At 63.7% G+C, this 13,066-nt stretch carries 11 protein-coding genes; 9 read left to right on the top strand and 2 right to left on the bottom strand.

Going from position 1 to position 13,066, the window contains the following annotated elements; translation table 11 throughout:
- Window positions 1-2: 2 nt before the first annotated feature.
- Window positions 3-614: a nucleotidyltransferase domain-containing protein gene (locus JW958_08990; protein ID MBN1826389.1), complete on the top strand. Its 612-nt coding sequence runs from the start codon at window positions 3-5 to the stop codon at window positions 612-614.
- On the top strand, window positions 607-1,038 hold the full coding sequence (locus JW958_08985; protein MBN1826388.1) for a hypothetical protein: 432 nt from the start codon (window positions 607-609) through the stop codon (window positions 1,036-1,038). The genes JW958_08990 and JW958_08985 overlap by 8 nt, the downstream gene beginning before the upstream one ends.
- Before the next feature lie 464 nt (window positions 1,039-1,502).
- On the opposite strand, the gene JW958_08980 is transcribed toward JW958_08985, so the two are convergent.
- Both JW958_08980 and JW958_08975 read right to left on the bottom strand, forming a co-directional pair.
- Window positions 1,503-1,799, bottom strand: a complete 297-nt coding sequence (locus JW958_08980) for a hypothetical protein (protein ID MBN1826387.1) — start codon at window positions 1,797-1,799, stop codon at window positions 1,503-1,505.
- Window positions 1,800-2,133: 334 nt separating this feature from the next.
- A complete protein-coding gene (locus JW958_08975; protein ID MBN1826386.1) occupies window positions 2,134-4,545 on the bottom strand; it encodes an SBBP repeat-containing protein in 2,412 nt (803 codons plus the stop codon).
- A gap of 271 nt (window positions 4,546-4,816) precedes the next feature.
- Here JW958_08975 and JW958_08970 point away from each other — a divergent pair, with 271 nt between their 5' ends.
- The 7 genes from JW958_08970 to JW958_08940 all read left to right on the top strand — a co-directional run bounded on the left by JW958_08970 (window position 4,817) and on the right by JW958_08940 (window position 12,957).
- The gene (locus JW958_08970; protein ID MBN1826385.1) at window positions 4,817-6,292 is read left to right on the top strand and encodes an oligosaccharide flippase family protein; all 1,476 of its coding nucleotides are present in this window, start codon (window positions 4,817-4,819) and stop codon (window positions 6,290-6,292) included.
- 53 nt (window positions 6,293-6,345) lie between these two features.
- Window positions 6,346-6,996, top strand: a complete 651-nt coding sequence (locus JW958_08965) for a histidine phosphatase family protein (protein ID MBN1826384.1) — start codon at window positions 6,346-6,348, stop codon at window positions 6,994-6,996.
- Window positions 6,997-7,017: 21 nt separating this feature from the next.
- On the top strand, window positions 7,018-7,851 hold the full coding sequence (locus tag JW958_08960) for an MBL fold metallo-hydrolase (GenBank protein ID MBN1826383.1): 834 nt from the start codon (window positions 7,018-7,020) through the stop codon (window positions 7,849-7,851).
- 285 nt (window positions 7,852-8,136) lie between these two features.
- A complete protein-coding gene (locus tag JW958_08955) occupies window positions 8,137-9,864 on the top strand; it encodes a tetrathionate reductase family octaheme c-type cytochrome (protein ID MBN1826382.1) in 1,728 nt (575 codons plus the stop codon).
- On the top strand, window positions 9,861-10,517 hold the full coding sequence (locus tag JW958_08950; GenBank protein ID MBN1826381.1) for a cytochrome b/b6 domain-containing protein: 657 nt from the start codon (window positions 9,861-9,863) through the stop codon (window positions 10,515-10,517). Before JW958_08955 ends, JW958_08950 begins: the two co-directional genes overlap by 4 nt.
- Window positions 10,518-10,642: 125 nt before the next feature.
- Entirely contained in the window at window positions 10,643-12,055 is a 1,413-nt protein-coding gene (locus JW958_08945; GenBank protein MBN1826380.1) for an NAD(P)/FAD-dependent oxidoreductase, read from the top strand.
- Between the two features lie 200 nt (window positions 12,056-12,255).
- Window positions 12,256-12,957, top strand: a complete 702-nt coding sequence (locus tag JW958_08940) for a hypothetical protein (GenBank protein ID MBN1826379.1) — start codon at window positions 12,256-12,258, stop codon at window positions 12,955-12,957.
- Window positions 12,958-13,066: the final 109 nt, after the last annotated feature.

The raw sequence follows: 13,066 nt of genomic DNA, 5'->3' as shown, positions 1-13,066 counted from the left end.
CCATGGCGAGAGACAATGTAATTCATTCAATAACAAGGCTTTTCCCGAATCAGGCCGTACCGGATATCCTCTCACTCTTTCTGATGAATCCGGATCGCGAGTTCTATCAACGAGAGATCGCCGAGAAAGCGGGAGTCACGGTCCTCCAGGTGCAGCGCGCGCTGAAACGAATCGAGGAAGCCGGTTTCGCCGAGAGAAATCGCCGGGGGAACAGAGTGTACTACCGGGCGAGGAGAGACCATCCCGCCTATGAAGATTTGAAGGGAATCCTATTGAAGACCGTGGCGCTCGGAGACCGACTGCGGGAGGTGTTTCGACCGCTTCGCGGCGAAGTGACGCTCGCCTTCGTTTTCGGATCCTTCGCCTCCGGCGCCGAATCGAAGGGAAGCGATATCGACCTGATGATCGTGGGATCTCTCTCTTCCCGGAAAGCCGCCTCCCTTATCGGACCGTTGGGACGCGAACTCGACCGGGAGTTCAACCCCGTCCTTTATCCGGTGGAGGAGTTTCGTGCGAAAGCGAGAGAAGGCAATCCATTCATTCGATCGGTGATCTCGGGACCGAAAATCTGGCTGATCGGCAATGAAGAAGAACTTGAATCAATGGTTGAGTGAGCGTCGTCTTCGATCACATGAATCCAGCCGTCGGGAAATCGAATCCCTCCTTCGCGTGGTGGATCGGGATCTCAAGGACGCGGCGGTCGAGGGCGTGTCGGTCGACAGGCGATTCACCATCGCCTACCACGCGGTGCTCCAGCTTGCCACGATCGTTCTTCGCGCGTCGGGATACACCGCGTCCGGCGCCGGACACCATTGGATCGCTTTCCAGGCTCTTCTTTCGGTCCTGGGTTCATCGGAACAGGAACGAGTCGACTATTTCGACCACTGCCGGCGAAAGAGAAATGCAGCCGACTATGACGCCGCCTTCGGAATCGCCGAGGCGGAACTACGGGAACTGATGAAGGAGGCGTGGGGCTTCCGGCGGGACGTGCTGGAGTGGCTGAAAGAGCATCATCCGGAGCTTGTACATACGGAATAATGATACAATCAACATAGAAAGAGAATGATCCGATGTCACAGAATCCGATCGAAAACTACCTGACCGATATCGCGGAGATTCAACGTACCCGTTCTCATACCCCAGAAACATCATTCTATTCCGCTCTTGAGACACTGTTGACTTCGATCGGCAAGGAACTGAATCCCAAGGTCCGTTGCGTGATGCAGATTTCGGGAAAGGACTCGGGATTCCCCGATGGAGGCTTGTTCACCGGGGAACAGTTCCGGAAGCGCCCGAAACAAGTCGATCGAGGAGACCCGCTCCTATCAACCCAAAATCCAGCACGGGGCGTGATCGAAGTCAAAGCTCCGGAAGAGGATGTTCGAACCACGGCCGAATCCGAGCAGGTGGGCCGCTATTGGAAGAAGTATGGAGCGGTTCTTGTGACCAACCTCCGTTCTTTCGCCCTCGTCGGCAAGGACTGCAACGGCGATCCACGTATTCTAGAGACGTTCACTCTGGCCGACAGCGCGCAAGATTTCTGGAACCTGACCGCACATCCGAGGAAAGCGGCGTACGAGCACGGCGAGCGCATGGTCGAGTATCTCCGCCGAGTGTTGCTCCACAAAGCGCCGCTTGCCCGGCCTCAGGACGTGGCGACCATTCTTGCCTCCTACGCACAAGACGCCCGCCTCCGCATGGAGGGGACGGATCTTCCCGCGCTCGCGAGCGTTCGCCGGGCTCTTGAAGATGCGCTCGGTATCCGTTTCGAGGGGAAAAAGGGGGAGCACTTCTTTCAATCCACTCTCGTACAAACCCTGTTTTACGGTGTTTTTTCCGCGTGGGTCGTTTGGGCCCGCAAGCGGTCATCCCATGAATCCGGCGGCGGTTCCTATTCCGAATCTCTAAGGGAAGAAACGCCCCATATACCCGGCCGAGAAAGGACTCCGCCGGTTCTTCGTAAGAGGGCTTTCCGCCGCCGAGCACTCTCCGCCACTCACCCCACTCGGAAACCGGTCCTCCATCGGACAGGAGGTTCGCGCCGGAGCGCCGTCCCCCGCCCGGAAAGGGGGAACGGCGCCGCGGGAGCGCATTGCGGCGCGGCGGCGGCGCGAAAGGGGCCGGGCCCTCCGCTCAACGGACCAGAACGACTTTGCGCGTGAACACCTTTTCTCCCGCCTTCAGCCGCGCGTAGTAGACGCCGCTGGGGACCTCTCTTCCCGCTCCGTCCTTCCCGGACCATTCCGCGTGATGCGTCCCCGCGTCGCGGAATCCCTCGTCCAAACCGGTCACGCGCCGGCCGGCGGCGTCGTACAGATCGAGGCGCACACGCGCGGGCTCGGCAAGGGAGTAGGAAAACACGGTGAGCGGATTGAAGGGATTGGGCGCGTTCACGAAGATCCTGCCGGACGTTTCCGGAACGGCGCCGCCCACGGCTGTCTGGATTTCGAGAGGGAGCTTGGCGATGAAATAATCGGACAAACCGTTCGGCGTCTGATCGTATGCCCCTTGCGTCACGGGGAAGTTCGCGGACCTCGTGTACCCGGCGACGACGGCGTCTCCGTTCCCGTCGATCACGAGTCCCCCTTTGTTGTAATCAAGAGCATCGCCCCCGATGTAGGTCGAATAATCCACGGCGGTCAGGTCCGTAGTGAACCGGGTGACGAACACGTCCCAGTCCCCGTTGTAGGTCGGGTCCGCCGATCCGATGGTGACGGGATAGTCGGCGGAATGCGTATGGCCGGATACGACCGGTTTTCCATCCGGATCCAGATCGACGATCCAGGCGTCCTCATCCTCGGTTCCGCCGAAATACGTGCAGGCGTCGATCGCGTTCGCGGTGAAGTCGAATCGAAACAGGAATCCGTCGACCTCCCCGATCGCCGCTTCGCGATACGCGCCCGGTGTGGTCGGGAAATCGAGAGAAGTCGTTCGTCCCGTGACGACCGCGTTGCCGTCCGGGTCCACCACCATCGCCACGGCACTGTCCAGACCGTCCCCGCCGATATAGGTGCAAAAGAGAAGACCGTCCAGAGAGGAGGGGAAACGGGCGATGAAGGAGTCCTGCGTTCCGTCCAATGTGCTGTCACAAGCATCCATTAAAGGGAGATCGAGGGAGGCCGTTTCTCCGACCAGCAAGACGTCCCCTCCGGGAGCCATGCGGACTTCGCGGGGATTGTCACAATCTTGTCCGCCGAAAAATGTGGAGGCGAGAAGCTGGAGCCCGTCCGCGCTCAGCTTGGATAAGAACGCGTCGCTCTCTCCATTCGACGTCGTGTCGAAAGCCCCGGCCGTCGTCGGGAAACCGGCGCCGGCTTGCCCGATCACGAACACATTGCCCTCGTCGTCGACGGTCAGGCCGCGACCGTACTCGCCCCCCGGACCGCCGAGGTACGTGGAGAAGACGAGAGAGTCGCCGTCCGCGCCGAGTCTCGTCACAAACACGTCGCCCCAGTTGGCCAGGCCTCCCGAGAAAGTGTCACAGTACGCGCTTTTCGTGGGGAAATCGGTGGAATTGGTCTTCCCGACGATCGCAATCGATCCGTCCGAGGCGAGGGCGACCTCCCGCGCGGCATCGAAATTATCGCCCCCCAAATAAGTCGAAAAAACGAGCGCCGATCCGTCGGCCGATAGTTTGGTGACCGACGCATCGGTCGCCACGCCGGTCGATTCCTGGAAAGAACCGGCCGTCGTGGGGAAGTCCGAGGAAAGGACTTCGCCGACGAAGACCGGCCTGTTCTCCGAGTCGAGCTTCAGAGAAAAAAGATCCTCCGGGCCGCTCCCCCCCAGATAGGTGCTCCATGTCAGGCCGGGATCGATGGTGAGGGGGCGGGACCGGTCGACGCCGGAGAGGGTGTAGCCGATCTCGTTCCGGCCGAGTTTCTTGTAGGCGCCGGTTCCCCTCTCCCCTCCGTCCTGCAGAAGAAGGGGGGGCTCCTCCCGGAACACCTTCCCGCCTGCGTGGACGGCCAACGCGCCGTCGCCGCCGATCCGAACCGAATCGGCCCCTTCATACCGCAAGACGAAGGATTCGAGATCCGCCTCCGGGGAGACGTCCAGATCGTATTTCAGAAGGCCGCCGCGGAAGGAATAGATCATGTCGATTCCGGGACGGATCGATCGATAGGTGATTCCGCGAAATCCGGGAACGTGCGTCGCCCAACCCTCCGGATCGCTCCCGCGAAAGACGTTCAGCGTTCCGGGCAGTTCCTCGCCGGGAAGGATCCGCGCGCCCCCGCCGGCCCCCTCCCAACCGACGCGGATCACCGTTCTCCGTGCGCTTCCGTCCTCCCGCGGCGCGTCCCGGACATCCGTAACCATCGACGACTCGGTGAAGAAAACCGTCCCGCCGTCGATGGACGCGTAGTACTTCACCTCTTCCGGGTATTGGCCGTCGTTCCTCCAAAACCGCTCGCCCCGCAATGCGAACACTACGGACTCGCCCGGGGCTTGCGTCGCTTCCGAAGCGCGGCTCTCCGCACCGAATCCGATTCCGAAAAGAAGCAGGCCGATCGCGGACACCGAGACGGATACACGCTTGTTCATGACGAGCCCTCCACTACTAGTCGGATTCATGGCACACTACGGACGGATGGATACGCAAGTATACCAAAGCATGCTCTAACCGTCAATTATCCATACGTTTGTCCACGGGTCCGGCCGAGGGGCGATTTTCTACCGCCCGCCGCCTCCCGGGCCCCGGGACTCCCCGACGGGAGAGAGTGGTTCCGTGCTGGAGCCCGCCCCCTCCTTCCGCTAAGATGATCCCCGTCGCGGCGTTCCGGGCGCGGCGCGTAACGACCGCGGGGGAGGGATCATGACCGAGGCGGGACGACTGACGAGAAACGTGCTCTACGGGGCTTCCACCCACGGCACCAACTTCCTCGTCCTCCTCCTGTTCATCCTCGCCGCGCGCGTTCTCGGCGACGAGGACTTCGGCAAGTTCTCCTACGCCTTCGCCCTCGTCACCGCGTTCATGCAGCTCTCCCTCTACTCCATGCACAACCGGACCATCATCGACGTCGCGCGCGATCCCTCGCGCGTCCCGCGCGTCTTCGGCAACCTGCTCGGCATGCAGCTGATCGCCTCGGCCCTCACCATCGCGCTGGTGACGGCGATCGGCTTCCTCATCGACCCTCGCCCGGAGATCCGCCTTCTCGTTTTCCTTCTCGCCGTAGCGATGGTGAGCCGCGGAATCAAGATGGCGGTCCGCCTGCTGCTCAAGGGGCTGGAGCGTTTCGGCGTAGAGGCGATCGTGCAGCTCGCCGGCCAAGGAGGACTCTTCGCGGTCTGTCTGTTCGCCCTTCTCGCCTCCGGCGACCTCGTTCTCTTCACCGTCGTCTTCGCGGCGGCGCGTCTTCTGGACGCGCTCCTGGTCCATCTCTGGGCGCTCCGCGGAGTGGGGGGAGTCCGCCCCCGTTTCGACTGGGCATCGTGGCCGCCGCTCCTGAGGGCCGGTATTCTCTTCGCCGGCGTGAACGCCGTCCGGGACGTTTACTTCCGGATCGGCACCGTCGCGCTAGGCCTCATCCGGACCGACGCCGAGGTGGGCTGGTACAACGCGGCGACCAAACTCTACGACGTCACGCAGGAGATCCCCGTCGTTCTCGCCTACGCGCTCCTTCCGACGCTCTCCGCCGTGGCGATTCTTCCCGGCGATCGCCTCGCCCGTCTCTACCGCCGCGGCTTTCGCTACCTTCTCGCCGCCGGCCTCCCTCTCACCCTCTACTTCTTCCTTACCGCGCCGCGGCTGATCGGCACGATCTACGGGAGCGAGTACGGGCCCGCCGCGGGCATGCTCCGCCTTCTGGCCCTCGCCGTCTTCCCCTCCTTCCTCGTCGTCTTCGGCGCCTATGTGCTGATGGCGCTGGACCGGGTCCGGGCGGTGCTCGTCCTTTCGGCGACGACGACCGCCGTCGCCTGCGCGCTGAACCCGATTCTGATCGCTTCCCACGGCGGCGCCGGCGCCGCGGCCGCCCTTCTCCTCACGCAGATTTTCGGCGCGCTCTGGATGTCGATATTGATCGCTCGGGCCGGACAGGCACCTCCTCGGTGGGGCGGTCTTCTCCCCATACTCGCCGCGGCGCTCCCCACCGCCGCCGTGATCCGCCTCCTCGCGGAGCGTTCGGTCCTCCTCTCCGCGCCCACCGCCGCCGCGGTCTACGTCCTCTTTCTCCTTCTCCTCCGCGTTCCGGACGAGCAGGAGCGGGGCGTGATCCGGAGCGTTCTCCGCGTTCTCCTCCGCCGGTCGCCGCGCGGCGATTCGCTCGACGAAAAGGGGCCGGACGGGTAAGGTCGAGGCCGAACCGCGACGCGAAGGCCGTCGCGCCCCGAAGCGGAGATCCCATGGAACCTTTCACGCTGATTCTCGTTCGCCATGGCCAGACACTCTGGAACCTGGAGGGACGGCTGCAGGGGCACGGCGACAGCCCTCTCTCCGACACGGGCATCGCCCAGGCGCGGGCGGCCGCGGAGCGCCTCGCCTCCATCCCAATCGACGCGCTCTACGCCAGCGATCTGGGGAGGGCGATGGAGACGGCGCGGATCGTTTCGGAGACGACCGGCCGGCCGCTCCTCCCCGAGCCGCGGATCCGTGAGAGAGGGCTCGGCCCGCTCGAGGGGCTCACCGCGGGGGACGCGGCCCGGGAGCACCCATTGGTGTTCCGGCGTTACATGAGCTGGGACCCGGACTACGCGATTCCGGGCGGAGAGAGCGAGAGGGAGGTTTTCGAGCGGGTCGGCGCCTGGGCGGACCGGGCGGCGGCGCGCCACGGCGGCGGCGCGGCGGCGGCGATCACCCACGGCGGCGTCCTGAACGTCTTTCTGCGGCGTGTGCTCGGCGTTCCGCTCCACGTTCCCCGGAGGTTTCGTATTCAGAACGCTGCGCTCCATTTCTTCGTCTATGAAGACGGGGCCTGGCTCCTGGAGCGGTGGGGGGACACGAATCACCTGCCGCCGCCGCTCCTCTTCGACGACCAGAAGACGGTCCGCCACTGATACGAAACCGGGGAGGGAACGATGCGCCGATCCGCCGCGACCGCAGCACTGCTTTTCCTCGTCCTCGCCTCCGCTCCGGCGGGCGGCGCGGACCGGGAGGAAACGGCACGGGAGACGATGAAGCTGAACGATCTGAAGCTGACCGTTTTATACGACAACTACTCCGCCGACGAGGGCCTGGAAACGGCCTGGGGTTTCGCCTGCCTCGTCGAGGGGATGGAGGAGACGATCCTCTTCGACACCGGCGGCGAGGACGATCTCTTGCTCCGCCACATGGAGAGCCTCGGCGCGGATCCGCGGGCGGTGGACCGGGTCGTGCTCTCCCATTACCACCGCGACCACATCGGCGGTCTCTTCGGATTTCTCGAGAAGAACCCGGACGTGACCGTCTACGTTCCCTACAATTTCCCGCCCGGATTCCGCGCCCACGTCGAAGAACGGGGGGCGAAGGTAATCGTCGTCGACGAGCCGGTCCGGGTCACGGCCTCGGCCCTCACCACCGGCGTTCTCGGCGGGGGCGTGCCGGAACAATCGCTCCTCCTCTCCACCGACAAGGGGGTGGTGGTCCTCACCGGCTGCAGCCATCCGGGGATCGCTCGAATCGTGGAGCGCGCCCGCGAGGTGACCGGAGGGGAGATCCTCCTCATCGCCGGCGGCCTCCATCTTCTCCGCCACGAGGACGACGCGGTGGACCGAATCACCGGCCGGCTCCGGGAGCTGGGCGTCCGCTGCGTCGCCCCCTCCCACTGCTCCGGTGACCGGGCGCGGGAGTTGTTCGCCGCCGCCTATGGAGATCGCTTCATCGATCTCGGCGTGGGGCGCGTCCTCACCGGAGCGGACATCCCCCTCCCCTAAAGCGATGCGGGGGCGGACACCCATTCCTCCGCTGCTCGGGTGCCCGTCCCCCACCCCGCGAAATTCCCCTGCCGACCCGCTCGACAGACCGCGGGGCCGCCTGCTATTCTTCCCACCGACGGCGGGTGATTCGATTCATGGGGCCGCAACGCGCCATCCCGGAGTCCTTTCCGGGCTTCGCCCCTCGACCGACCCCCCGGGTGGAATCGGCGATCCCGTCGCGAGGTGCCTCGGCGCCCCGCCGCGCGCTGAAATCGTTCCCGGTTCCGCAGGGGGAAATCATTGATGAGAAAAACAGACGGAAGCGACGTCCCGATCCGGCGACGCCCGGTGCGTTCGTTCGTCCGAGCGACGGCCGGCGCGGCGGCCGCCGCCCTCCTTCTCGGAGCGCCGGCGGCGAGCGCGAGCGCCGACGAACCGGCGCCCGGCCGGACGCTGGCCCGGCAGGCCGTGGAAGAGAGAGAGCACTGGAACACGACGGACCACTCCAAACACGAGGAGCTTCAGGCGGAGTTCCACGCCGGCCCGGAGGTGACCCGCGCCTGCCTCTCCTGCCACACCGAAGCGTCCCTCCAGTTTCACCAAACCATCCACTGGACCTGGGCGGATCCCTTCGCGGACCCGGCGAAGCGGAACGGCAAGGGAGGCTGGACGGTCAATAATTTCTGCATCAACATCCATTCCAATGAACCGCGCTGCACCTGCTGCCACGCCGGCTACGGCTGGAAGGACGACACCTTCGACTTCACCGACCAGAACCGTGTGGACTGCCTCGTCTGCCACGAACAGACCGGCACGTACGTCAAGTTCCCCGCCGGCGCCGGCAACCCGGCGGCCGAGGAGATGGTGTTCAAGGGGAACGGCAAAACCTACTACCCGCCGGACTGGAACCGGGTCGCGCAGAGCGTCGGGCGGCCGACGAGACGGAACTGCGGCGTCTGCCATTTCGACGGCGGTGGCGGCGACGGCGTGAAGCACGGCGACCTGGACAGCTCCCTCCGCGAACCGAACCGCGAACTGGACGTTCACATGGGGACGGACGGCGAGGATTTCGACTGCGTCCGCTGCCACACCACGCGTGGCCACCTGATCGCGGGGCGGATCTATTCCACTCCCGCCGCGCCGGACCGCCGGAGCCTGATCGAGGACGACCTGGCGCCCAAGATCATGTGCGAGTCCTGTCACAGCGACAAACCGCACAAGCCGGGCGTGAAGGCGAACGACCACACCGACAAGGTCGCCTGCCAGAGCTGCCACATCCCCACCTTCGGGCGCGGCCTGCCGACCAAGATGTGGTGGGACTGGTCGAAGGCGGGGAACAAGAAAGACGGAAAACCCTACACGGAAAAGGGCCCCTACGACCGCCCGGTCTACGACACGAAGAAGGGAGAGTTCGTCTGGGCGGTGGACGTGGTTCCCGAATACGCCTGGTTCAACGGCTCGATACCGACGCTCACCGCCGCGGACGAAATCGATCCCGGGTCGACGCCGGTCCGGGTCAGCTGGCCCCTCGGCGCCCGGAGCGACCCCAACTCCCGCATCTTCCCCTTCAAGGTGCATCGCGGAAAGCAGCCCTACGACACGGAGAACAAGACGTTTCTCGTCCCGCACCTCTTCGGCAAGCCGGATTCGGACGCCTATTGGGCGCACTACGACTGGCAGCGCGCCCTGGTGAGCGGGCAGCGCGCCGCCGGCCTTCCCTTCAGCGGTAAATTCGATTTCATCGAGACGAGTTTCGTCTATCCCACCACCCACATGGTGGTCCCCAAGGAGCGCTCCCTCGCCTGCGAGGAGTGCCACGCCGACGAAGCGCGCCTCGCGAACCTGACCGGGTTCTATATGCCGGGCCGGGATCGGAGCCGACCGGTGGACGTCGGCGGCTGGGGGCTGGTCGGATTCAGCGTGGTCGCGGTGGCGGTTCACGGCTCGATCCGGTTCGTCTCCTACGGCTCTCGCAAGCGGAAGGGCGGACGAAAAGGGGGGAACGACGCCGCGAAGGAGGAGCGGTCATGAACGCGCGCGAAAGGCTCGTCACGATCTACCTCTACACTCGGTTCGAGCGTTTCTGGCACTGGGTGCAGGCCGCGCTGATCCTCACGCTCATCCTGACCGGCCTGGAGATCCACGGTACCTTCACCCTTTTGGGATTCGATCGGGCCGTCGAAATCCACAACTTCGTCGGCGTTTCCTGGCTGATCCTGTTCGTGTTCATCGTCTTCTGGCTCCTCACGACGGGAGAGTGGAAGCAATATATCCCCACGTCGAAGAGGATGTACGATGTGGTCTGCCACTACTCGATCGGCATCTTCCAGGGGAAACCGCATCCGATCCAGAAATGCGTGGACCGCAAACACAATCCGGTGCAACGACTTGTGTACCTCACCATCGCGGCGATCCTGCTCCCGATTCAGATGGTGACGGGGCTGCTCTATTTCACGTATAATCATTGGGAGGCTTGGGGAATCGATTTCCTGGGCCTCGCCGGCGTCGCCTCGGTCCACATGATCATGGCGTTCTTTCTCCTCGCCTACCTGGTGGTGCATCTGTACATGACCACCACGGGACACACGCTGAGTTCCCACATCGCGGCGATGTGGACCGGCCGGGACCTGGTGGTGGAGGGGACGACCGTCGAGGACTGGGAGCGGGCGAAAGACAAGACCTAAACCGAAAAACGCGGGCGCGTCTCCGGCGCTTCGGCGCCACCCTCTCGGGTCCGGAGGGAGCGCGCCCGCCTTTTCCTTGTTCGAGTGCCGACACGGCCCGCGGGGAATCCGCGCGGAGGAATGACATGGCTCGGGATTACGACATCCTCACCATCGGGCTGGGACCGGCCGGCATGGCGGTTTCGGTCATGGGCTCGGCGATGGGGCTGAAAGTGTGCGCCGTGGAAAAGCACAAGATCGGCGGGGAGTGCATGAACGTGGGATGTATCCCGAGCAAGGCGCTCCTCCGGATGGCGAAGACCCGCGCCTTCACCGAGAAGCTGGAGGAGATGGAGCTGGAGGGGCTCCCCTCGCCCGGGATCAAGCATCCCTTCGAACGGATTCAGGAGAAGATCACCTACATCAACGAGAAGAAGACGCGCCGCATGTTCGACAAGGTCGACCTGATTCTCGGCGAGGGGGAGGCGAGTTTCGTCGACGGGCGAACCGTGGAGGCGGCGGGACGGCGGATCACGGCGAAGAACTTCTTCGTCTGCGCCGGCACCAAGCCGATGATGCTGCCGATCCCCGGTGTCGGCGACGTGGACGTCCTCACCAACGAGAACATCTTCCATCTCGACACGATCCCCAAGAGCATGATCATCATCGGCGGCGGCGCCATCGGCTGCGAGATGGCGCAAGCATTCCAGAGACTCGGCTGCGGTGTGCGGATTGTTCAGATCGACCCGTACCTCCTCCCCTTCGGCGATCCCGAGGCGGGGCACCTATTGGAGAAGGTCTTCCGCGAGGACGGGATCGAAGTCTACAACGGCCGGCACATCAGCCGGATCGCCCGCTCCGACGGCGGCGTCGTCCTGGAGACGGAAGAGGGGGATCGCCTCGTCGCGGACCGTCTCCTCATGGCGGCGGGACGGAAGCCGGCGCTGGAGTCGCTCCGCCTCGACCGCGCCGGCGTGGCGACGACGAAACGCGGGATCACCGTGAACCGCCACGTGCGAACCAACCGCCGCGACATCTACGCGCCCGGCGACTGCAACGGCACCTACCTCCTCTCCCACGCGGCGATGCACCAAGGGATGGCGGCGCTCATGAACTGCATGATCCCGCCCCCCTTCCGCATGAACTTCCGGAAATACGTCGTCCCCTGGACCGTCTTCACCGAACCGCAGGTGAGTTTCGTCGGCGAGCACGAGAGGGCGCTGAAGAACCGCGGCGCGAAGTACGAAGTGACGGAAATGAAGTACGAGGACTACGGCGCGGCGATCGCCGAAGGGGTGGGCGTGGGTTGGGTCCGGATCCTCGCGAGCCCCGCGGGACGGATCTACGGGGTCGGCGTGGTCGGCGAAGGCTCCGGCGACATGATCAACCAGTGGGGCCTCGCCATACAGAAGAAGATCCGCCTCCACGAAGTGATGCTCCTCCAACACTCCTTCCCCACCATGGGCTACCTGAACAAGATGGCCGCCGAGCAGTGGATGATGGGCAAGATGAAATCCCCTCGGCTCCAGCGGATGGCGAAGTGGATGTATCGGATGTAGGGGCGGTGCTCTCCATGCCGTCGCCCCCTCCCCCTCCGGGGCACGGTCCGGATGCTTCCGCATCCTCCCTCTGCTCGCTCGCCGACCCACCTCCGTCCGCCTCGCTGCGCTCGGCGGGCTTCGGTGGGTGCCCGGCTCGTCGAGACGGCCCCGAGAGGGGGAGGGGGCGACGGCATGGCGGCACCGCTGGGAGGATTGAAATGTGTGATTCGAAATGGCGGACCAGTTTTATTGAGGGAAGAATCGGCATCGTACGCAAGTTGACGGACGAAAATGTCGGAGGCACCTACGCCGAAGCAATCCTCATATTAACAGCACTCATAAGCGCTACCGCGGCGAAATGCTGGCCGAAACGAAAAGGAAGAGATCCTATTGATAGAAAGAGATTTGTAGAGACCATTCACCGATTCGCTGGTCACAAATACCTGGCAGATTTAATCAGCACAGACTTGCTGGTTAGGTCATTGGAGGATAAAAAGAAGAAGGAAGCTGGCTTCCTCAAACACCTCACTACTTTCAAACCGGGGGATATGCCTTCCGGGGCGGACATCAGCAAACCTGATTCCGAGATAACTCGTTTTTGTCCCTCTCTCGAAAAAGGCACCATTCGCAACTACTGCTATTCCAGTCTACTCTATGATCTTCTTCGCTCGCCCTATGTTCATGAGTACCGCCACCATGAAGATGTAGTAACCTGGATACTCGATCACCTATGGTCAAACAATATGTATTACAGAGACTCCGGCAGATTACTTGATAAGACAACACGCCGATACAGATTATACTTTGGATTAGGTTGGATCGCCGGTGTCGCTCACTCGATTACACAAAACCTTGACGAACAGATACCGAAGGACGAGGAAGTAGAACGTCCCGATAAATGGTGGATTGATGGCGGTTAGAGTCGTCCTCACCTCCCTTTCGGGGCCGTTCGGCCGTTCCCGTGATTGAGACGCCCAGCCGGCCCATCGGGCCGGGGCGAGGGTGGGCGGCGAGTTGCGCAGCCGCCGG

Source organism: Candidatus Eisenbacteria bacterium, assembly GCA_016930695.1.
GTDB lineage: Bacteria > Orphanbacterota > Orphanbacteria > Orphanbacterales > Orphanbacteraceae > JAFGGD01.
The sequence above is the reverse complement of the archived record's forward strand: the minus strand, read 5'-3'. Positions and strand labels throughout refer to the sequence as shown.

What these genes read in the sequence shown, in the direction of transcription:
- JW958_08990 (MBN1826389.1), top strand. Translation starts at nt 3, where the DNA reads ATGGCGAGAGACAATGTAATTCATTCAATAACAAGGCTTTTCCCGAAT.
- JW958_08975 (MBN1826386.1), bottom strand. Translation starts at nt 4,545, where the DNA reads ATGAACAAGCGTGTATCCGTCTCGGTGTCCGCGATCGGCCTGCTTCTT.
- JW958_08970 (MBN1826385.1), top strand. Translation starts at nt 4,817, where the DNA reads ATGACCGAGGCGGGACGACTGACGAGAAACGTGCTCTACGGGGCTTCC.
- JW958_08965 (MBN1826384.1), top strand. Translation starts at nt 6,346, where the DNA reads ATGGAACCTTTCACGCTGATTCTCGTTCGCCATGGCCAGACACTCTGG.
- JW958_08960 (MBN1826383.1), top strand. Translation starts at nt 7,018, where the DNA reads ATGCGCCGATCCGCCGCGACCGCAGCACTGCTTTTCCTCGTCCTCGCC.
- JW958_08955 (MBN1826382.1), top strand. Translation starts at nt 8,137, where the DNA reads ATGAGAAAAACAGACGGAAGCGACGTCCCGATCCGGCGACGCCCGGTG.
- JW958_08950 (MBN1826381.1), top strand. Translation starts at nt 9,861, where the DNA reads ATGAACGCGCGCGAAAGGCTCGTCACGATCTACCTCTACACTCGGTTC.
- JW958_08945 (MBN1826380.1), top strand. Translation starts at nt 10,643, where the DNA reads ATGGCTCGGGATTACGACATCCTCACCATCGGGCTGGGACCGGCCGGC.
- JW958_08940 (MBN1826379.1), top strand. Translation starts at nt 12,256, where the DNA reads ATGTGTGATTCGAAATGGCGGACCAGTTTTATTGAGGGAAGAATCGGC.